Source organism: Anabaena sp. TISTR 8404 (genome assembly GCF_056847745.1).
In genome coordinates, this window is the sequence record NZ_CP180578.1 from 4,533,825 (window position 1) to 4,555,044 (window position 21,220).

Here is a 21,220-nt window from a genome sequence, read left to right on the forward strand (position 1 = left end):
TGGCTACCTCATATCTACTAAAGGATAATTTATGGCATTACAACCCTTGAAGTTATTATTTTTGAGTGGTTTGGGCTTATCTTTATTTTGGGGAAATTCCGCCGCCTTTGCCCAAGTTAATGATGGCGGTGGTATCGTCGTACCCACCACTTCAGATCCTTATCCATCAGGTTCATCAACGCCTGTCGATACTTCAACAGGCGTACCCACTTCTTCTTCTGGTACTGTAGTTACTGGTACTAGATTTAGCTGCCAAAACAGTAATGGTCAGTACGTAGTTATGTATCAGCCCGAAAGCCAACCAGGAAGATTCTTTCCTTGGGCGGCTCCAGCAGCATTAGGTGGTGGTTGGGATCCCTACAAACGTTGTGTTACCATTGCTCAACGCTTAGAACAATATCGTCCTGACGGCTTGCAAGAACTTCAAACAGGTTTTTTGAATAACGAAAACATCGTCTGCGTTACCACCGAAGCTAACTCTAGCTGTCGCATTGTATTGACAGTACCGCGCGACAAAGATCCTTATGTTGTCCGCAATAGCATTTTCCAAAACTTAATTTCTGCGGATGACGGTCAACAAACGACTGCTGTGAACACTTATCGCAATAACAGAGGCGGAGTAGACGAAATCTACAACATCGGCCGCACACTTTTAGGTGGAAGCAATCGTCAAGTGAGCGCATCGAGAAGTGGTATTAACCTCAAACCTTTCCTCGATCGCAAAGATGGTGGAACTGGAACAAAGTTACGTAATGGTGTAGCAATTCGTCGTCAATCTCCAACTCAATCTCAAGTTCGGACTCGCTTAAATCCTGGCAATTTCCGCTAATTGTTTGTGATTTTGACAACACAAAATCTTATGTTTCAGGAAATGGGGGAGAGAGGGAGCGAATCAACGCGTAAAAAGTTCGAGTTTTCCTCCTTCCCTTCGTCCTGCTGATGTTGATTTATGGGAACATTATTCCCTGCTACAGACTTACACAGTGGCTTTTTGCGGAGTTATAAAATACTGCACATTTCAAAAGTTTTGGATCACTAGCTTGAGGTTAGGTAGTGAAACGCGAAAAAAGAGACGTTGCAATGCAACGTCTCTAATTGTTTATATAGCAATCCGATTCGTTACATCATCGCTTCATAAGATAGTTGACTATTGACAGTCAACAGTTAACGTTGAAAAAGCTCTGAGTGCTGAATGAAAAAGACCACTCTCTAGTCCTTAGCCTCTAGCCTAAACTTCTGTTTTTCACCTGATTTAACCTTTTGCTAGGCATTTCTTAATCTCGCTGGGATAGCGTGAAGCACTGAATCCAAAATTTGTCTATTCGTGCGATCGCCCAAACTGTGAAGTTGATCTTTACAGTTATATTCTCTTGCCTAATTGCGATCGCTCACTCTACCAACTGACAAAGCAGAGATTGTAAGTAGAATCGCCATCTTTGGTGACTAGAAGTTTAAATCGCTTTTGTCAATTCTGAGTTACTTACACTTACACCCAACAATATGCAAGCTGGTAAAACTATCACCAATGTCGGATTTTTAGGACAGCAAATCTTTGCTACTGGCTTTATACCTGCTGGTGCAGCAGGTATAGTCAATGGTACACCAACTCAAGTTGGTGGTTTGTCTGGCGTAGCTTATGATGCTGTTAATAACCGCTACTATGCAATTTCGGACGATCGCTCCCAAATCGGCCCTGCCCGCTTTTATACTTTCACTGGTAATCCTGCTACTAATAGTGTGACTTTTACCAATGTCACTCCTATCAGAGATACCAATGGCAACCTCTTTCCAGCTTTGAGTTTAGACCCAGAAGACATTGTATTAACTAACAACGGTACAGTTTTCATTTCTTCGGAAGGGGAAGTCAATCCCGGTGCTGGACGTGTGACAAATCCATTTGTGAAGGAGTTTTCTCTTAGCACTGGAGAGGAAGTGCGATCGCTTTCCATCCCTACAAAATTCTTACCAGTAGTCCAAGCAGGTAATACGCAAACATCTGGTGTGCGGAATAACTTAGCCTTTGAAAGTCTCACTATCACACCAGACCAAACAACCTTATTCACTGCTACAGAAAACGCTTTATTCCAAGATGGGGGTGTTGCGACTGTTGATACTGGCACACGTTCCCGCATTCTGCAATACAACTTGGCAACAGGACAGCCAGAAAAAGAATATCTGTATATCACAGACCCAGTAGCAGAACCATCTAATCCTGCTGATGCATTTAATACTAATGGCTTAGTAGATTTACTAGCTATTGATAATCGCGGGACTTTACTAGCTGTAGAACGTTCTTTTTCTACGGGAATTCCTGGAACAGGTAATACAATCAAAATTTACGAAATCTCTCTCCAAGGTGCAACCGATATTAGCAGCATCAACTCACTAGAGAGTTTGAGTGCAGAACAATTAGCAGCAATTCAACCAGCCCAAAAGCGTTTAGTGTTGAACTTGAATGATTTGGATTTGCCGACTGGGTTGGACAACGTTGAAGGGATAGAATTTGGCCCTACACTCCCAGATGGTCGTCAATCAATTGTGCTGGTTAGTGACAATAACTTCAGTCCGACTCAATTCACACAAATTCTGACTTTGGGTGCAGATTTAATTCCCACTGTTGCACCGACTGTCGAAACTAGCCCGGCTTTGTTGGATGATGATATTCAAAATGCTGATGCGGATGACCCAGCTATATATGTTAACGCCACCAATGCAGCTAATAGTTTGGTCTTGACCTCAGTAAAAAATGGCGGACTGCGGGTTTACAACTTGTCTGGGGAACTGTTGCAAACAGTGAATCCGGGTGACATTCGCTACAACAATATTGATTTGCAATATGGTTTTCAACTGGGGAATCAAACAATTGATATTGCCGTAGCCAGCGATCGCGAAAACGATAAACTAGCGATTTTCCAAATTAATCCCAACCCCACAACCCCTGGTGAATATTTAGAAGAAATCACCGACAGCAATATTGCTACTATCTTCCAAGCATTACCTTTTGAACCACCTTACTCATCAGACGAACGCAGTGCTTACGGGTTGGCATTGTACCGCAGTCCCCAAAGCAATGATTACTATGCTTTCGTCAGCCGTCGGGAAACTGGAGACATAGCCCAGTTACGACTGATAGATAAAGGTAACGGCCAGATTGGTGCAGAACGAGTGCGGGAATTTACCATTCCAACTACAGAAGGGCGATCGCCCCAAACAGAAGGGATGGTTGTTGACCAAGAAACAGGCTATCTCTACATTGGTCAAGAAGATGTTGGTATCTGGAAATTTGACGCAGAACCATACGGTAGCAATACAGGTACGCTGATTGATCGAGTCCGTGATTTGGGAGGTGCAAACCTCACCAACGATGTCGAAGGACTGACAATTTACTATGGCAAAGATGGTCAAGGCTACCTCTTAGCTTCTAGCCAAGGTGACAACACCTTTGTGGCTTACAACCGTGCAGGTAATAACGAATATATAGGTAGCTTTGCAGTAGGTAACAACGGGTCTATTGATAGTGTGCAAGAGTCTGATGGTGCAGATGTGGTGAATGTGCCTTTAGGCCCCAACTTCCCTTATGGTGTCTTCATTACCCAAGATGGTTCTAATGACCCATCTGTACTTGTGGAAGATGACGGTGAACTGGAAAACATCAGCACTAACTTTAAGTTTGTCCCTTGGCAAAACATCGCCAACGCTTTCCCCGAAGCTTTAACAATCGACACCACCAGCTACGATCCGCGCAATCCCGATACTTCCTTATTTGTTCCTAGAGTCACACTCAAAGGTTTTGCTTCACTTCCGGCTGATACCTTCGCCGAAGGGCCAAGATCTGGTAGTGCAATTACTGGTACTAATGGCAGGAATGTACCTTTCGCCGCCCAACCAGTCCAAGGCTTTAGTGGTGTCCAGAGGGCTGATGATAATTCCTTCTACTTCCTCTCTGACAACGGTTTTGGTGCGCAGAATAACAGTGCTGACTACTTATTGCGGATTTATCGGGTAGATCCGAGTTTCCGAGGTGCAGAACCTGGGGGGAATGGTAGTGTCAACATCTTGAACTTTATTCAGCTATCTGACCCTGACAACAAAGTTCCGTTCCGAATTGTGAACGAAAACACCGGGGAACGCCTATTAACTGGTGCAGATTTCGATGTCGAATCTCTCGTGATTGCGGAAGATGGAACTTTCTGGATTGGCGATGAGTTTGGCCCTTACCTACTGCACTTTGATGCCACTGGCAAACTTTTAGATGCACCCATCCCTACACCCAACATTACTAATCTCAATACTTTAAACGGTCAAGCACCAATTGTAATTGGACACCGAGGTGCAAGCGGTGAACTACCAGAACATACTCTCGGTTCTTACATGCGGGCGATTGAACGTGGTGCAGATTTTATTGAACCTGACTTGGTAGTGACAAAGGATGGTGTATTGGTTGCCCGTCACGAACCGAATATCATTAACACTACCGATGTCTTAGATCATCCAGAATTTGCTGATCGCCGCACCACAAAAGTTATTGATGGCGTAGCTGAGGATGGCTTCTTTGTTGAAGACTTTACCCTAGCCGAAATTAAAACTCTCCGGGCGAGAATTCAACCGAGTTTCCGCACTCAAGCGTTTAACGATTTGTTGGAAATTCCTACCTTGCAAGAAATCATTGATTTGGTGAAGCAGGTAGAAGCAGATACAGGTAAGAAAATCGGCATTTATCCCGAAACTAAGCATCCTACCTATTTTGCATCGGTCGGCAGATATTTAGATGGTACACCAATCAATCAGGATATCACTGAGAAGTTAGTTGACCTCTTAGTTGAGAATGACTTTACTGACCCGAATAGAGTATTTATTCAATCTTTTGAGGTTGGTAATCTCAAGCAACTTAACGATGTCCTCTTTCCAGCGTATGGTATTGAATTACCGTTAATTCAGCTATTAGATGCGACAGATGTTAGACTTGATGGTTCGCTAATTGAGACAAGACCTTTTGATTTTGTTGTCAATGGCGACTCTCGCACATACGGGGATTTAAGAACACCAGAAGGTTTACGAGAAATTGCTACCTACGCTGATGGAATTGGCCCTTGGAAGCGGATGATTGTGTCAGTTCAAGGTGTAGATGCTAACGGTGATGGGCAAGCTGATGATGTCAACGGTGATGGGTTAGTCAACGACGCTGATAAAACCTTGACAGCGCCAACTTCTTTAGTGAATGATGCCCATAATGCAGGGTTGCTAGTGCATCCATACACATTCCGCAACGAAGGACGTTATCTCGCATCAGACTACAACGGTGATCCACGCGCAGAATTTCGCCAGTTTATCCAGTTGGGTGTAGATGGCTACTTTACGGACTTCCCTGGAACTGGTGATTTAGTCCGTGACGAATTAACTGGGCAGTTTGTCAGGTCGCCGCAAAACCCTGATGTTCTCAACCGTCGGGAGTTTAACACATTAAGTGGTGATGCACCGTTGGTCATTGGACACCGAGGCGCGAGTGGTTCCCGCCCCGAACATACCTTAGAATCTTATCGACTAGCGATCGCTTTAGGTGCAGATTTCATCGAACCTGACTTGGTAGCAACCAAAGATGGCTATTTAGTAGCGCGTCACGAAAATGATATCTCTGGAACTACCGATGTTGCCGACCATCCAGAATTTGCCGATCGCCGAACAACTAAAATTATTGATGGTGTTCCAGTTACAGGTTGGTTCACCGAAGATTTTACCCTGGCAGAACTGAAAACCCTCAATGCCATTGAACGTTTGCCAGCCCTGCGGGGAACTCGATTCAACAATGATGGCTTGAAGATTCCCACCCTCGAAGAAATCATTGATTTGGTGAAGCAAGTTGAAGCAGATACAGGGCGGAAAATTGGCATTTATCCCGAAACCAAGCATCCTACTTACTTTGCCTCGGTAGGTACACGTCTGGACGGTACACCAATCAATACCAACCTCGGTCAATTATTAGTTGATACATTAGTTGCCAATAACTTTACTGATCCTGACAGAGTATTCATTCAATCTTTTGAGGTGGGCAATCTGCGGGAACTGAAACAGCAAATTATGCCTGAAGCTGGCATTAATCTGCCTTTGATTCAGTTAATTGGTGGTGCAGCGGCTAGACCTTACGACTTTGTAGTTAGCGGTGATACTCGCACCTATGGCGACTTAATTAGACCGACTGGATTAGCGGCGATCACTACCTATGCAGCAGGGATTGGCCCAGATAAACGCTTGATTGTCCCCGCCCAAACAGTAGACCGCAATGGTGATGGCAGACCAGATGACCTCAACGGCGATGGACAGATCAGTGATGGCGATCGCGTCCTTGGTACTCCGACAACTTTGGTACAAGATGCCCACGCCGCAGGTTTGCAGGTACATCCTTACACCTTCCGCAGTGAAAGCTTTTTCTTGTCACCAGATTACAACGGCGACCCAACAGCAGAATACGAACAATTCATCAATTTGGGTGTTGATGCTTACTTTACCGACTTCCCCAGTACAGGTGATTTAGTCCGCGACCAATACGTCGGACAACCAGCAGTTCCAAATCTTGGTGGTTCTAAAGGCTTTGAAGGTTTAGCTATCAGTCCCGATAGACAAACTTTGTATCCACTGCTGGAAGGTACTGTGGCTGGCGACCCCGCAGGTTCACTACGGATTTATAAATTTGATGTTGCATCTCAGCAATATCAAGGTTTAGTGGGTTATTACCGTTTAGACAACCCTAGCAACGCCATTGGCGACTTCACCGTAGTCAACGACCATGAATATTTAGTGATTGAGCGGGATAATAACCAAGGTAGCGCCGCCCAATTCAAGAAAATCTTCAAAGTTGACTTCTCAAAACGCGATGCGAATGGCTTTGTCGAAAAAGAAGAAGTCGTTAACCTGCTGAATATTCAAGACCCCAATGACTTGAATCGAGATGGTAGCACGAAATTTACTTTCCCCTTTGTCACTATTGAAAATGTGTTGGTACTAGATGCAAACACCATTTTAGTTGCCAACGATAACAACTATCCTTTTTCCCAAGGCAGACCAGGCGATATCGACAACGACGAAATTATTATCCTGGATTTAGACAAGCCGCTGAATTTTACTACCTCTGTTATTAGTGTTACTAGCACCATTCCCAATGCCGCAGAAAGCGATTCCACCCCTGGAACTTTCCGCATTTCTCGCGTAGGTAACACAAATACAGCCTTAACTTTTAATTACACTGTCGGCGGGACTGCAACTAACGGCAGTGATTACGACAGCCTCACCGGGACTGCAACCATCGCGGCTGGTCAATCTTTTGTGGATATCTCTGTTAAACCAATCGATGATAATTTGGTTGAAGGCAGTGAAACTGTAACTTTGACTTTGGCTGATGGGAACAACTACGACATCGCCAGAGTTAACACAACTGCAACCGTCACAATTACCGATCGCGATCGCCCACTCATCCAGACACCTAACAGTGATATCTTTACCATCAAAGGCAGTGGTGAAAAAACCAGACTGCAAGTAGACCTCACCAGACGTGGTACGAATCGCACCAACGAACTTGGTGTGTTTACTGTAGATGATGAAGCAGGCAGAATCAATGGTATCGCCCCAGGAGAAGCAGGTTACACCGAAGCTGCATTAGAAAGGGCAAGAACAATCTTCTCTGCCGTGAATCGTGGCTTGAATTCAGCTGATGTTTCTCGCCTACTGGAATTTGATTCAGGCGATCGCTTACGATTCTATGTAGTCAGCAATGGTACAACTGATAATGTTAGGGCTGGAAATATTCCCATCAGCAATGTTGTCTTTGCTAATCCCAATACCCAAAAAGTCACCGACTTGGGCAATGACACATATTCTCTAGCTTGGGAATTTCAATCAGGAAATGGTCAACCTTTCCAAGACTTGGTGGTAAATATTCAATCTACCGAAACTGTGTTACCCATCGGTACAGCTTTGCAAGGTCAATCACAAGCTGAATTAATTGACTTACGTGATGTCACAGAGTTGGTAACAGCTAATTTTGTGGTTAGCAGAGATGCAGCCTATAGAAACTACGTCAGTTTCTATCGAGTTACTGATGCTAACGGTGGCATTGACACCAATGGTGATGGCGTAGCAGATGTTTTACCTGGACAGGCTGGTTATACTCAAGCTGCTGTAAGTGCGAGTGTTCCAGACATTGACCTAACAGCTAACCGTGGTACAGCAACTTATACTGCAACCTTTCAACCTGGTTATATCTATGCACCATTCATCATTGCCAATGGTACACCAGAAGCAATTTTAGATAGTAACCCCAGAAATAATCCGGCGGTTTACTTCCCATTTTTAGGTGCTAATTCCAGACAAACAGACCAAATTGCTTTGTTAGGTAATAACATCTTCGGCTTTGAAGATTTACCCAGAAGTGGTGATAGAGACTTCAACGATTTAATTGTCCGTGTTGATTGGAATATCGCCTAACTTTTGTTGTAGAGGCGTTGCCTTGCAGCGTCTCTACTTTCTGAAAATGCAGCAACAAGGTAGCATAGAAGCCAGGAATACCATAATTTATGCTCATATCTGCCAAAAATTCCAGAGAAGATCATTCTTTTGTCGGCGTTGCTGATTAAGGGGAGGAATTTTGTTTGGCGCAAAGGCGCAAAAAATCAATCTTTCATTTTGGCCACACATCTCAATTCATCCTGCATTTATGCAACGCCAAACAAAAAATAATCGGTGCAGATTTTCTACACCGATCGCACATTACCGATGATTTAATTGTGATTGAACCAGACATTTCCCTCACGCCAATGCTGAAGCTTGGGGTTTGGCAAAAATCATCCGTCCGGCTGAGGTTTGTAAGGCACTAGTGACTACTACCCGCAGTTCACCCCCTACATAACTGCTGCCTTCTTCAACCACAACCATTGTGCCGTCATCTAAATAGCCAATACCCTGACTTGGTTCTTTCCCTTCTTTGAGGATTTTGAGGTCGAGGTAGTCGCCTGGTAAATAGGTGGGACGGACAGCGTTAACTAAATCATTGACGTTTAACACGGGTACTTTCTGCACACTGGCTACTTTTGACAAGTTGTAGTCGTTGGTTAACAATGTCGCGTTGATTTCTTGGGCAAAGCGGACTAATTTCGCATCGACTGTTGCAATGTCTTCGTAGTCAATAGGGTTAATTAAGATGCGTTCTGGATAAGCTTCTTTAATGCGGTTGAGAATCTCTAAACCTCGTCTTCCCCGCACCCGCTTTTGGTCTTTACTGGCATCAGCTACTTGCTGCAATTCCTGTAATACAAATTGTGGCACAATAATTTGCCCTTCTAAAAACCCGGTTTCTAGGAGTGCTTCAATGCGACCATCAATTATGCAGCTAGTATCTAAAACTTTGGTATTCGCAGGTTTTAATGTACCTTCTGCTACCATTGTCTCCACTGTGTTGGGATTAATTAATCGCAATAATCCTCTACCGTGGGTGTCTGCCAAATTCATGCCTGTCACAGCTAGAATAATACTACCAACCACTGCCACCAAGGGTTTGATAAAACTAAAATCTGGTGGTATTGGTAGCAAAAATAGCGGAGCCAGCATTAAATTTGCCAGTAGTAAGCCGATGACTAATCCAATGGCACGCGTTAAGATGACTTCCAGTGGCATTTCGCGGACTTGTGCTTCTAGGCGGCGATAGGTCGTCTGGAAACTCAGTCCCACTGCACCGCCAATAATGGCGGCAAAGACGGCAACTGTGAGGCGTAAAGCTTCTAGGTTGGTCACTCGATCTAGCGTGCCATCAGGTAGCAGATCGGTGCTGTAGAAACCTATGCCTGCTGCTGCCAAAATGAATGAGAGAATGATAATGGCATCAAGCATGGTTGTGTTGTTTTCCTGCAATTGTTTTACCCGATAAAGTCAAATGTTTTTGATTTCATCGCTAAGAGACAATAATGAATATTGACTTAGACTAAGGGTTGAAGCAGGGAATATCTGCAAATATTATAACTAAAGAGCTTTATTTTAAAATTTTTCATGGTTTTGTTGTAAAACGATAAAAAACCATAAAAAAACTTCTTATTTTGGCAATTTGTAATTCTTTGTTAAGTTAAGTAATTATTGCTCATAATGAATTCAAAATTTGATATTTCTAGCATTGTCAGTTCTGCTTATGTACATATTCCCTTTTGCAGACGACGGTGCTTTTATTGCGATTTTCCTGTGTCTGTTGTGGGCGATCGCTTGCGGGGTGAAACATCAGGTACAATCTCCCAATATGTGGCAGCTTTATGTCAAGAAATCGCCGTTACACCAGTGTTTGGTCAATCTTTGAAAACAATTTTTTTTGGTGGTGGCACTCCTTCGCTGCTTTCAGTTGAGCAGTTGGCACAAATTCTAGAATCTTTAGAGCAACGTTTTGGCATTGCGCCAGAAGTAGAAATTTCGATGGAGGTAGATCCAGGGACATTCGATTTGGCGCATATTACAGGCTATCGTCGCTTGGGTGTGAATCGGGTAAGTTTGGGTGTACAAGCCTTTCAAGAAGAATTGTTAAAAGTAGCTGGGCGATCGCACTCAGTTAAAGATATCTTTGCAGCTGTCGAATTAATTCACAAAGTCGAGATTCCCGAATTTAGTATAGATTTGATTTCCGGGTTGCCACATCAGTCTTTAGATCAATGGTCTGATTCTTTAGAAAAAGCAGTCGCTATCTCCCCGACGCATATCTCTATCTATGATTTAACGATTGAGCCAGGAACAGCTTTTGGTCGCTACTACAAACCCGGCGATAAACCTCTACCCACAGATGAAACTACAGTCAAAATGTACCAAATAGGACAGCAAGTATTGACTGGTGCAGGTTATCAGCATTATGAAATTTCTAATTATGCACGACCTGGACATCAGTGTCAGCATAATCGAGTTTATTGGGAAAACCGCCCTTATTATGGTTTTGGTATGGGTGCAGCAAGTTATACAGCCGGGAAGCGCTACACTCGTCCACGCAAAACGCAGGAATATTACCAATGGGTGCAAGCTGGCTGCATAATTGACTGTGAAGTAACTCCACCAGCTGAAGTGTTGTTAGAAACTTTAATGTTGGGGTTACGCTTGGCTGAAGGTGTTAGTGTCTCCAGCTTACAAGAGGAGTTTGGAGAAGCAAAAATAGCAGAAATTTATCAATGTTTGCAACCGTACTTTGAGAAAGGTTGGGTAAAAGTTGCAGAAGGAAGGTTGCAATTAAGTGACCCAGAAGGATTTTTATTTTCTAATGTAATTTTGGCTGATTTATTCAATAAATTGGAATAACAGGCAATAGTAGAGACGCGAAATTTCGCGTCTCTATGCCCAATTTCCTAACCTTCTGAATAGGTATCTTTATAAAATTGCAAACGACCTACACCGAGAAATTGACCAACTGTTTGCTGTCCAGAGGGAAATGCTTTTACGCCAAATAAGTAGACTCCATCATTAACAGGATTACGGTAAGTCCGCAAACCAATTGTCACGGTTTGGTCTGGTGGTACAGGATTAGCAAAAGTGACTGTGAAATTCTGTTTGTCGTTGCTAACCACAGACTTGACTGCTAACTTTTCGCCGCGGCGATCGCGTGTACCAACAAAAGCCAAGGTATCATTTGGATTAAATTCAATTTCTTCTGTGCCTGAGACTTGGGTAAAAGTCACTTGTTGCAGTGATTCCCCGGCGGTGGCTGGTACTTTGACCGTAAAATAATATGTCGTATCAGACACACTCGTTTCATTGTATGGGGTACTAGTGCTAACCAGAGTTGGTGGTTGAGCAAAAGCGATCGTACCACTACTCAAAGTAACTGCATTCGCTGCAAACTGAGGTAAGGAACAGATACCTACACCAATAAACAGCGTGCTTAAAAAGCTGCTGACGTACTTCATAATTTTATTTTTTTCTAACTCGTTAACTCATGAAATGGGTTGTTAAACCCATACCTAACTCTCAGCAACTGTCTATAAATTTGCTGAGCAATTTCTGATTGTTTTCAAGATTTTTTCAGTATAGCAATTATTTTTTTATGTTAGTAATAGTTAAAAGTTGATAGTAAACCTCATACTTTTGAGGCGACGTATGGCTCATAAGACGATGGTTTTACGGGCATTTAAATATATATAAATTACGAAAAAACCTCTGTCTTTAGAGGGTTTTTATTACATAATTTTAGTTAGATTAACTATTAATTGGTTGCAATTTATAGTTGAGATTTTTCTTTCAAAGAAAACTAAAAATCTCAAACATTGTGATGGTTTAATGCCTACCTAAATACTATTCTGGCTACTGCTGTAGCTTTTGACTTGCTCAACAGCATGGTTGCAGATAGATAAAACACGAAATATACCGTTTCACTTGAAGTTTGATACAAATAAGCCGCAGGGGAGCAGGGCGCAGGGGGCAGGGTTTTAGATTTGCGACAGATAACATCAAGACTCTACGTCCTGCCTTGTACCGGATTAGCTTATCTCTCAAATTCAATTTTCTCAATACAATCAGACCACCACGATACCCAGAAGGTCTTAAAATATTGTTAATTTCTGCCAAACCCCTCGACCTTAAATTTACCAGTATCACCCAAAATTACTATGGCTATTGGCTACGTCGCGCTTGTACTTCACGCACACCTGCCCTTCGTTCGTCACCCAGAAAGTGACTATGTGCTGGAGGAAGAATGGCTTTATGAAGCCATTACCGAAACATATATTCCTTTACTAAAAGTCTTTGAAGGCTTAAAGCGAGACGGTATCGACTTTAAAATCACCATGAGTATGACACCGCCTTTGGTGTCAATGTTGCGCGATCCGCTGCTGCAAGAACGCTATGATGCTCACTTAGCCAAATTAGAGGAACTTACAGAATTAGAAATCGAGCATAACGCCCACAACGGGCATATTCGTTATCTGGCTGAACACTACGCCACTGAGTTTAACGAAGCGCGGGAAATGTGGGAGCGCTACAACGGTGATTTGGTAACTGCTTTTAAGCAATTCCAAGACAGTAATAACTTAGAAATTATCACTTGTGGTGCGACTCACGGCTACTTGCCGCTGATGAAAATGTATCCCCAAGCCGTGTGGGCGCAAATTCAAGTAGCCTGCGAACATTACGAACAAACCTTCGGTCGTCCGCCTAAAGGTATTTGGTTGCCGGAATGTGCTTACTATGAAGGCCTGGAGCGGATGCTGGCAGATGCTGGGTTACGCTACTTCCTGACTGACGGGCATGGTATTCTCTACGCTCGTCCTCGTCCACGCTTTGGCAGCTATGCTCCAATTTTTACAGAAACAGGGGTTGCAGCGTTTGGCAGAGACCATGAATCTTCACAGCAGGTATGGTCTTCTGAGGTAGGCTATCCTGGTGCAGCAGAATATCGAGAATTTTACAAAGATTTGGGCTGGGAAGCAGAATATGAGTACATCAAACCCTACATCATGCCCAATGGTCAACGAAAAAATACGGGGATTAAGTACCATAAAATTACTGGACGCGGTTTAGGCTTATCAGATAAGGCATTGTATGACCCTTACTGGGCGCGGGAAAAGGCAGCGGAACATGCTGGTAACTTTATGTATAATCGCGAACGGCAGGTTGAGCATCTTTACGGGATAATGCAACGTCCTCCAATCATTGTTTCGCCCTACGATGCGGAGTTATTTGGACATTGGTGGTACGAAGGCCCTTGGTTCATTGATTACTTGTTCCGTAAGTCATGGTATGACCAAGGTACATATCAAATGACCCACTTGGCAGATTATCTCCGGGCAGAACCAACCCAGCAAGTTTGCCGTCCTTCCCAATCAAGTTGGGGTTACAAAGGTTTCCATGAGTATTGGTTGAATGAGACAAATGCTTGGATTTATCCGCATTTGCACAAAGCCGCAGAACGCATGATTGAAATCTCTAAGCTGGAACCAGCCGATGAGTTGGAATGGCGGGCGTTGAACCAAGCAGCACGAGAACTGTTATTAGCGCAGTCTTCTGACTGGGCATTTATTATGCGGACAGGCACAATGGTTCCTTATGCTGTACGCCGGACGCGATCGCACCTCATGCGGTTTAATAAACTCTATGAAGATGTCAAAATTGGTAAAGTTGACAGCGGTTGGCTAGAAAAAATCGAATTAATGGATAATATCTTCCCGGAAATTAACTATCGGGTTTATCGTCCTTTGTAATCCCATTTGTAGAGACGTTGCAATGCAACGTCTCTACTTTGCTTAAAAAATCATCTGAGGATGAATGAGTTTATATCCCGCGTTTTTGATTTTTTGATTGGATACTGTGGCATTATATGGCCGATTACTTTTGAGAGAACTATCCCATTGCACGTTGGGTAAGTTGTGTTTGGTAAATAAAGTATCAAGCAATTCTCGGCTACTTAAATGTGCATCATCTACCAAATTATAAATACCTTGTAAGCGTTGTTGACGGGCAAACTCGATCGCACTGACAATATCATCTAAATGAATCCAATTCGTGATATCCTCCCCGTTACCAGGACGAGTTGTACCAGATACACGACCAAATATTTTAATTAGTTCTCGATTATTTCCATAAATCCCACCCAAGCGCAAGATACAAACTCGCAATTTCTCACTGGCGGTTGAGAGTAAAACTTTTTCTGTCTCTCTAAGAATTATTCCTTGAGGATGAGTTGGCTCAACTGGTGTATCTTCATCTACCGTAGTACCATTGCGATCGCCATAAACAGAGTAACTACCTGTGTAGATAATTTGCTTGATATTAGGTAATTGTGGCAAAATCGCAACTAAAGTTTTGGCAGTTTCTAAATAAGTTTCTGCATATAAATTTGCGCTTTTTGCACCCACACTCAGCAATACTACATCTTGATTTTGCAAAACTGCTTGAAGTGTTTCAGTATCGTTTCCTTGGGCAATTACGACTTTTTGCGCTACAGTTTGTAGTTCTGTTATGCGTTCAGGGGTAGTTGTGGTAGCGGTAACAACAAAAGTCATCTTTTGCTGCCAATATTTAGCCATTGCATAACCTACATAACCGCAACCAATGATGGCAATATTCATTGATTATTCTTCTTTTACTGAACATAAATAATATTAAGGCTTGCACAGCCAAAAATCTTCATTAAGTTAAATAGCGATCGCCAATTGGATTTAAATTATTTTTTACTATTCAATAGTATTGATTGCACAAGCTAATTTGCTATAATCTACAGGCTTGTCATTGTCGGTTGGGTGTTTGATGGGTAAAGCGATCGCAAATGTTGTTCCTTCACCTACTTCCGATTCACAAGTTAGCTGACCATGATGTTTTTCTACGACAATTTGATAGCTAATTGATAATCCTAAACCTGTGCCAATGCCAATAGGTTTTGTAGTAAAAAAAGTTTCAAATATTTTTTGTTGATATTCAGGAGAAATTCCCGAACCATTATCGGTAATTCTGATTTCTATCCAGTCTTCATAAAGATGCTCTGTAATAATAATAATTTCTTGTGATTCTTGTTGATTTTCTTGTTCTTCTAAAGCATCAATTGCATTAGATAAAATATTCATAAATACTTGATATAATGCACCACTATAACCTTCAATGTTGGGTAGTGTTCCATATTTTTTTACTACATTTATCCCTTTTTTAATGCGGTTATTGAGGATTAATAATGTGCTATCAATACAAGCGTGTATATCTACCAAGTGAACTTCATTTTCATCTAGACGAGAAAAGTTTTTTAAACTTAAAACAATTTCTTTAGCACGGTTAGCGCCGACTTGCATAGATTGTAGTAATTTTGGCAAGTCTTGTTTCAAAAAATCTAAGTCAATTTCTTCTGTTAAAGAATCAAGTTCATCATCTTGGATTTTAGCTTGGTAGGCTTCAATCAGCGTTAATAAATCCTGAAAGTAGACGTTAATATGTTGCAGGTTACCGTAAATAAAGTTGACAGGGTTGTTGATTTCGTGTGCTACTCCCGCTAACATCTGGCCGAGACTAGACATTTTTTCATTTTGAATTAACTGTCGTGATGCTTCTGCTTTTTGCTCGGCTAAAAGTGTATTGACTCTTTGAATTAGTTGATTGAGAGAGTCTGCTAACATCCCCACTTCATCGGCTGTGGTGACTGGTGCTTGTAAATTAAAGTTAGATTCCTGGGTAACTTGAAGTGCAATATCATTAACTGCTTTGAGAGGACGAGCGATCGCTCGACTGGTGTAGTGAGCTAGTAAAATAGCGATCGCTATCGATGACAACATACTCATGAGAATAATTCTGTCTCGCACTTTCTCTGTAGCTAATACAGCTGCTTCTTTGCGAAGAAAATTCTGATGAGAAGCTGCAAGCAATTTTTCTAAAGCTTCTGTAGCATTGTGTAATTGAATATATGTATTACCTTGAGTAAAAGTTAACAATTGTTTTTTTACTAGGGCTATATTCTCTGATTTTAAATTAGATGTGTTAACTTTACTTAATAGTGCCATTATTTGCTGGCTATATGCTTGAGAAGTACTTTTATAAGTTTGCAAAAAATTGGTTATATTTTTATCTTGGTTGTTGCTAGACTTATTAGCATAAGTTGTGAGTTCTGACCAAAGTTGTTGGAGTTCAGAAGAGTATTGTAGTAGATGAGTATGTTCTTCTTGCCAACGTTCTAAATCTGAGAAAACTAAGATTTTTCCTTGATGAGCTTGTAACTCTAGCAAAACAGCGTGAAGATTCCAAATTAGCTGAATTTCTTGCCATTTTTCTTCTTTTTGCATTAAGGCTTGTCGCTGGTAGTAATCTCCTAACGTAAAACCAGCTACCGTTCCCACAACAGCAACGCCTAGAGCTAAAGTATAACCCCAAGCAATTTTTTTACTGATACTAAGATTATTAACTAGCCTAGAAATCCAACTTTGATGATTTAATTGTGCTTGAGCTACAGAGTCTTTTGTAGAAAAATTATTATTTTGATGATCTTTCACAGAAGCATTTTTAGCTTTGGCAGATTGCATATATATTTGTTATCCCCACACAAATGGCTTTAGCCTAACTTAAATATGTAGTGTCAGCCACAGTCACTTAATTAACAAGTGCATTTTGTTTAATATTATGGCAGCCAACAAAATGCAGGAGATGCAACAAAAATATTAATGGCTACATTTTCTGTGATAAATCTCAATTTGAGATTAGTTAAAATACGTAATTCTTATATAGGAATCCGATTTGATTCCTGAAAACATTTGCGTAGGAAGGGAGCGGGGAACAGGGAACGGGGAACAGGTAAGAAGGAATAAAAGTGTACCTAGCTTCGCACAAATCAAATATGAGTCCTATACAAATTCGTAATTCGTAATTTGCTTACTATCAGATGTCGCATTTCCCTTGAGAGCAAAGTTACAAGAGATGGCGATCGCACTCATCTGTTAATGATTAATTATGAATCGTACCATCTGGCATAATTGCACCTGCTAAGTTAGCACCAATCAGTTTCACCAGCAAGCGATCGCCAGAACGAATTCTTGCGCCTGTTAAGTCGGCTCCCCGCAAATCAGCGCCACTGAGATCTGCACCAATTAAGTTAGCATTACGTAAATTTGCTTCTCTAAGGTCGGCTAAAAGTAGGTTAGCTCTAAATAAATTTGCTTCTGACAAATTTGCACCTCTAAGAATCACTTTGTGCATAAAAGTATCACTGAGGTCTGCACCGCTTAAATTTGCATAACTCAAGTTTCTCCCAGATAAATCTTTGTTACTTAAATTTGCGCGACTGAAATCTTTACCACTCAAATCTGGACTCGGAGTTGGTGCTTGATGAGTAGTTTGCGCTGGTCTTTTTGGTTGAGGTGGCTGGTAGTAAGGTGCGTGATTATGCTTCCCATTTGATTGAGATGACTGATTGTGCGAAGCATTATGATGCTTACCATTGCCAGAATTACCATTGTAAGAGCGCAATTTTTCCCGCGCTTCATTAATTGCCTTGAGCTTTTCTTGAGCTTTTTGTTGCAAGCGGATATTATCTTTGGGAAGGCGATCGGGATGCCAAACAAAGACTAAATCTTTATAAGCCTGGTTTACTTCGTCAATTGTTGCTCCAGGCTCTAATTCTAAGACTCGATAATACCGCTCCAACTCGTTCATAGGATGTTGTTAATAGTCAATAATCAATGGTGAGCCAGCGCGGTCTTGGAGGTTTCCTCCATGAGCGACTGGCGAACCCCGAAGGGGTTAATAGTCAATGGTTATTGTCTCTTTTTATCTGTGTCCTCGTCATCTTCCTATTTCTCCATTTCGCCATCGATTCATAGCTCGGAAATATGCTGCAACAGGAATTTGATAAACCTCAACAATAATCCACAAAACAATTGATAAATGTGACAAAAAAGTTAAGATAGTCCAGATGTATGGTATCCAAGTGAGGGGAGAATCAATAGATGGGGGAAAGTAAAAAGCGACAATACCAATTAAAGTAGTGGGAAGAAATACAAAAGCGATCGCAGCAATGGCATAACCCCAACCCAACTCCACACCTTCTAACTGAGCTTCTGTCCAACTAAAACCATTCCAACGCCAAACTAAAGGTGGTTGACGCGAAGGCATTTTGATTTGCTGTTGCTCTAGGTTGACAGTAAAAATCTCTTGGCAGAAATCACAAGCCATAGTCTCCATTAACGGCATTTGTGAAATTTTACCGACTCGACAAACTGGGCAAGGGTAAACTTCATGATAGTCAAAAGATTTGCTGAAGATTTTGGAACTGGGCATAATAAAACTGAGTTTTGCGCAAAAGTAATGTGTTCGTGCAAAGTTGAATAACCAAGCTTGAAAGGGCTTGCGAGAACTGATTCTCCTCATTGTGATGCCTTTAAGCTTATTTTTCAGTTACCAACCAGCCACAAGCCTCCATTCCCAGAGTTGTAATGAGTCTATCGCTTTTTTGGTGTTGTGTGGTTCTTGACGCAAGCGATCGCTTTTGCTATCGTGAAGCTCAAGGAAACTATCTATTAAATTTTCTATCTCAGCGCAGCATAAATGTTCAGCAGCAATTACTACTTTTATTTTTGGTTTAAGGCGGTTCACCGGGAGTGAGTCACGTTTCCGACTGGAAACCGCCCGGTGAACCGCAGAAGCCCATTCTGCGGTTTTTTTGTTTTTAGGAGTATTAAACATGATGACTAATTTCCACAACTGGTTTTATAGCTTTTACTTTTGGCCTAGAGCAAACTCCGGGTAAATAGCGTCATGCCAATCAGTCAGAACGCGCCCGGAACTCTCAGTTTCCGGGCTTTTTTTATAGCAAAGTGCTGAGTGCTGAGGAGCCAGTCGCGTGGGCGGGTTTCCCGACTTGAGCGAACTGGCGTTGCTGAGTGCTGAGTAGAAACCCAGTAAGTTTAAAGCTTTGAGTAATCAACTATTTCCTAACTGGTTTTGCAGTCGCTATCAAATCTTTCCCTTTTTCAGACTTCAGACTTCAAACTTCATACTTCATACTTCATACTTTTGGAGAATTCAACAATGATTAACGCCAAACTTGCCTCCCAATCTCATCCCAACCACCAAACAATTGTTAAACTCTCAGAGACAGTGGCTTTCGGTGGTGAAGAATTAGTAATGATTGGCGGCCCTTGTACAGTCGAAAGCTTAGAACAAATGGAAACTGTTGCGCAAAAGCTATCATCTGCACCAGTGCAAGCCTTACGCGGTGGAGTTTACAAACCCCGCACCTCACCTTACGCTTTCCAGGGAATGGCAGAAGCAGGATTAGAAGTTTTAGCCAGAGTGCGATCGCTCTACAATATCCCTGTAGTCACTGAAGTAATGTCTATTTCCCAAATTGAAGTTGTTGCTGCCCATGCTGATATGCTGCAAGTTGGCAGCCGCAATATGCAAAACTTCGACTTACTCAAAGCTTTGGGACAAGCTAACAAACCAATCTTGCTTAAACGTGGTTTAGCCGCCACCATTGAAGAATTCGTCATGGCTGCTGAATACATCCTCAGTCATGGAAATCCTAATGTAGTGCTGTGTGAACGCGGTATTCGCAGCTTCGACAATTACACCCGCAACGTCTTAGATTTGGGTGCAGTTGCAGCACTCAAGCAAATCACTCATTTGCCGGTAATTGTAGATCCTTCCCACGCCGTTGGTAAACGCGAACTAGTCGCACCTGTCGCCAAAGCTGCTGTCGCTTGCGGCGCAGATGGATTAATTATCGAGTGTCACCCAGAACCAGAAAAATCCGTCTCTGATGCCCGTCAAGCACTATCTTTAGAAGACATGGAGAATTTAGTGGAAACTTTAAAGCCCGTAGCATCTGCCGTAGGACGCAGAATATCAGAGAACAAAGGGGTAGGCTTAAAACCTGCCCCTATTTGTTGCGCGGCTTAGAATTCTATCAAATATATTACGGTGAATTTGACAGACCTCTCTCTCCCAACCTCCGTCTCCTAAAAGGCAAGGGAGGAGTAAAAAAGGAGGATTTTACTCCCCTCTCCTCGTAGGAGAGGGGTTGGGGGAGAGGTTAAAAAAGTACTCATCCTCATTTGATAGCAAGGAAGTCTCAATGGTACAGACCCCAACTCAACCCATAACTTTAGAAGAATTCCTCAAACTACCAGAAACAAAACCGGCTAACGAATATATTGATGGTCAAATTATCCAGAAACCAATGCCACAGGGAAAACATAGCGCAATTCAAGGAGAATTTGTCCCTGCTATCAATAATATAGTTAAGCCTAAACGCATCGCCCGTGCATTTCCTGAGTTGCGTTGTACATTTGGCGGACGTTCAACCGTACCTGACATTACGGTTTTTATGTGGAATCGCATTCCTCGTGATGAAAACGGAGAAATAGCTAATACCTTTACTCTTGCACCAGACTGGACAATTGAAATTTTGTCGCCTGACCAAAATCAAACAAAAGTCACGAAAAATATTCTTCATTGCTTAAAACATGGTACTCAAATGGGTTGGTTAATTGACCCTGATGAGCAAACAGTCTTTGTTTATCAACCCAAGCAAGAAACCACAGTGTTTGATGAGCCAGACGCACTCATCCCTGTACCATCTTTTATGAGTGAACTTCAGCTGACTGTTAAAGATTTGTTTGCTTGGTTGTTGTAGTAAAAGTATGTATGACATTAAACTCTGTCGTAACGACACTAAACCCTGTCGTTATGACACTAAACCCTGTCGTTATGACACGAAACTCTGTCGTTATGACATGAAACCTTGTCGTTG

The 21,220-nt window shown here is 42.1% G+C and carries 13 protein-coding genes; 6 read left to right on the plus strand and 7 right to left on the minus strand.

Annotation, left to right across the window (positions count from 1 at the left end; translation table 11 throughout):
• Positions 1 to 31: 31 nt before the first annotated feature.
• Positions 32 to 829: a COP23 domain-containing protein gene (locus ACMX3D_RS19700; protein ID WP_482747538.1), complete on the plus strand. Its 798-nt coding sequence runs from the start codon at positions 32 to 34 to the stop codon at positions 827 to 829.
• A gap of 671 nt (positions 830 to 1,500) precedes the next feature.
• On the plus strand, positions 1,501 to 8,475 hold the full coding sequence (locus ACMX3D_RS19705) for a phytase (protein ID WP_482747539.1): 6,975 nt from the start codon (positions 1,501 to 1,503) through the stop codon (positions 8,473 to 8,475).
• Between the two features lie 321 nt (positions 8,476 to 8,796).
• Here ACMX3D_RS19705 and ACMX3D_RS19710 read toward each other — a convergent pair whose 3' ends face one another.
• Positions 8,797 to 9,873: a PIN/TRAM domain-containing protein gene (locus tag ACMX3D_RS19710; RefSeq protein ID WP_482752383.1), complete on the minus strand. Its 1,077-nt coding sequence runs from the start codon at positions 9,871 to 9,873 to the stop codon at positions 8,797 to 8,799.
• A gap of 249 nt (positions 9,874 to 10,122) precedes the next feature.
• On the opposite strand from ACMX3D_RS19710, the gene hemW reads away from it, so the two are divergent.
• Positions 10,123 to 11,304 (plus strand): radical SAM family heme chaperone HemW, encoded by a 1,182-nt coding sequence (hemW, locus tag ACMX3D_RS19715; protein WP_482747540.1) that lies wholly within the window; start codon positions 10,123 to 10,125, stop codon positions 11,302 to 11,304.
• Positions 11,305 to 11,351: 47 nt separating this feature from the next.
• On the opposite strand, the gene ACMX3D_RS19720 is transcribed toward hemW, so the two are convergent.
• Positions 11,352 to 11,909, minus strand: a complete 558-nt coding sequence (locus tag ACMX3D_RS19720) for a DUF2808 domain-containing protein (protein ID WP_482747541.1) — start codon at positions 11,907 to 11,909, stop codon at positions 11,352 to 11,354.
• A 699-nt stretch (positions 11,910 to 12,608) separates the two neighbouring features.
• On the opposite strand from ACMX3D_RS19720, the gene ACMX3D_RS19725 reads away from it, so the two are divergent.
• Entirely contained in the window at positions 12,609 to 14,198 is a 1,590-nt protein-coding gene (locus ACMX3D_RS19725) for a glycoside hydrolase family 57 protein (protein ID WP_482747542.1), read from the plus strand.
• Positions 14,199 to 14,240: 42 nt separating this feature from the next.
• Here the strand turns inward: ACMX3D_RS19725 and ACMX3D_RS19730 are convergent, their stop codons facing one another.
• From ACMX3D_RS19730 to ACMX3D_RS19750, 5 genes are all read right to left on the minus strand, one after another.
• Positions 14,241 to 15,065 carry an NAD-dependent epimerase/dehydratase family protein gene (locus ACMX3D_RS19730; protein WP_482747543.1) on the minus strand — a complete coding sequence of 275 codons (825 nt, stop codon included), beginning with the start codon at positions 15,063 to 15,065 and terminating at the stop codon, positions 14,241 to 14,243.
• A gap of 105 nt (positions 15,066 to 15,170) precedes the next feature.
• A complete protein-coding gene (locus ACMX3D_RS19735) occupies positions 15,171 to 16,994 on the minus strand; it encodes a sensor histidine kinase (protein ID WP_482747544.1) in 1,824 nt (607 codons plus the stop codon).
• A gap of 418 nt (positions 16,995 to 17,412) precedes the next feature.
• Positions 17,413 to 18,120: a pentapeptide repeat-containing protein gene (locus tag ACMX3D_RS19740; protein ID WP_482747545.1), complete on the minus strand. Its 708-nt coding sequence runs from the start codon at positions 18,118 to 18,120 to the stop codon at positions 17,413 to 17,415.
• Between the two features lie 129 nt (positions 18,121 to 18,249).
• Positions 18,250 to 18,744: a hypothetical protein gene (locus tag ACMX3D_RS19745; RefSeq protein WP_482747546.1), complete on the minus strand. Its 495-nt coding sequence runs from the start codon at positions 18,742 to 18,744 to the stop codon at positions 18,250 to 18,252.
• A 117-nt stretch (positions 18,745 to 18,861) separates the two neighbouring features.
• A complete protein-coding gene (locus ACMX3D_RS19750) occupies positions 18,862 to 19,149 on the minus strand; it encodes a hypothetical protein (RefSeq protein ID WP_482747547.1) in 288 nt (95 codons plus the stop codon).
• A gap of 345 nt (positions 19,150 to 19,494) precedes the next feature.
• Between ACMX3D_RS19750 and aroF the strand changes: the two genes are divergently transcribed.
• Complete coding sequence (gene aroF, locus ACMX3D_RS19755) at positions 19,495 to 20,367, plus strand: 3-deoxy-7-phosphoheptulonate synthase (protein ID WP_482747548.1); 873 nt, start codon at positions 19,495 to 19,497, stop codon at positions 20,365 to 20,367.
• Positions 20,368 to 20,542: 175 nt separating this feature from the next.
• Positions 20,543 to 21,103 (plus strand): Uma2 family endonuclease, encoded by a 561-nt coding sequence (locus ACMX3D_RS19760; protein WP_482747549.1) that lies wholly within the window; start codon positions 20,543 to 20,545, stop codon positions 21,101 to 21,103.
• Positions 21,104 to 21,220: the final 117 nt, after the last annotated feature.

Bases quoted from the DNA above. Each gene is read 5' to 3' on its own strand.
- ACMX3D_RS19700 (WP_482747538.1), top strand. From the start codon at position 32: ATGGCATTACAACCCTTGAAGTTATTATTTTTGAGTGGTTTGGGCTTA.
- ACMX3D_RS19705 (WP_482747539.1), top strand. From the start codon at position 1,501: ATGCAAGCTGGTAAAACTATCACCAATGTCGGATTTTTAGGACAGCAA.
- ACMX3D_RS19710 (WP_482752383.1), bottom strand. From the start codon at position 9,873: ATGCTTGATGCCATTATCATTCTCTCATTCATTTTGGCAGCAGCAGGC.
- hemW (WP_482747540.1), top strand. From the start codon at position 10,123: ATGAATTCAAAATTTGATATTTCTAGCATTGTCAGTTCTGCTTATGTA.
- ACMX3D_RS19720 (WP_482747541.1), bottom strand. From the start codon at position 11,909: ATGAAGTACGTCAGCAGCTTTTTAAGCACGCTGTTTATTGGTGTAGGT.
- ACMX3D_RS19725 (WP_482747542.1), top strand. From the start codon at position 12,609: ATGGCTATTGGCTACGTCGCGCTTGTACTTCACGCACACCTGCCCTTC.
- ACMX3D_RS19730 (WP_482747543.1), bottom strand. From the start codon at position 15,065: ATGAATATTGCCATCATTGGTTGCGGTTATGTAGGTTATGCAATGGCT.
- ACMX3D_RS19735 (WP_482747544.1), bottom strand. From the start codon at position 16,994: ATGCAATCTGCCAAAGCTAAAAATGCTTCTGTGAAAGATCATCAAAAT.
- ACMX3D_RS19740 (WP_482747545.1), bottom strand. From the start codon at position 18,120: ATGAACGAGTTGGAGCGGTATTATCGAGTCTTAGAATTAGAGCCTGGA.
- ACMX3D_RS19745 (WP_482747546.1), bottom strand. From the start codon at position 18,744: ATGCCCAGTTCCAAAATCTTCAGCAAATCTTTTGACTATCATGAAGTT.
- ACMX3D_RS19750 (WP_482747547.1), bottom strand. From the start codon at position 19,149: ATGTTTAATACTCCTAAAAACAAAAAAACCGCAGAATGGGCTTCTGCG.
- aroF (WP_482747548.1), top strand. From the start codon at position 19,495: ATGATTAACGCCAAACTTGCCTCCCAATCTCATCCCAACCACCAAACA.
- ACMX3D_RS19760 (WP_482747549.1), top strand. From the start codon at position 20,543: ATGGTACAGACCCCAACTCAACCCATAACTTTAGAAGAATTCCTCAAA.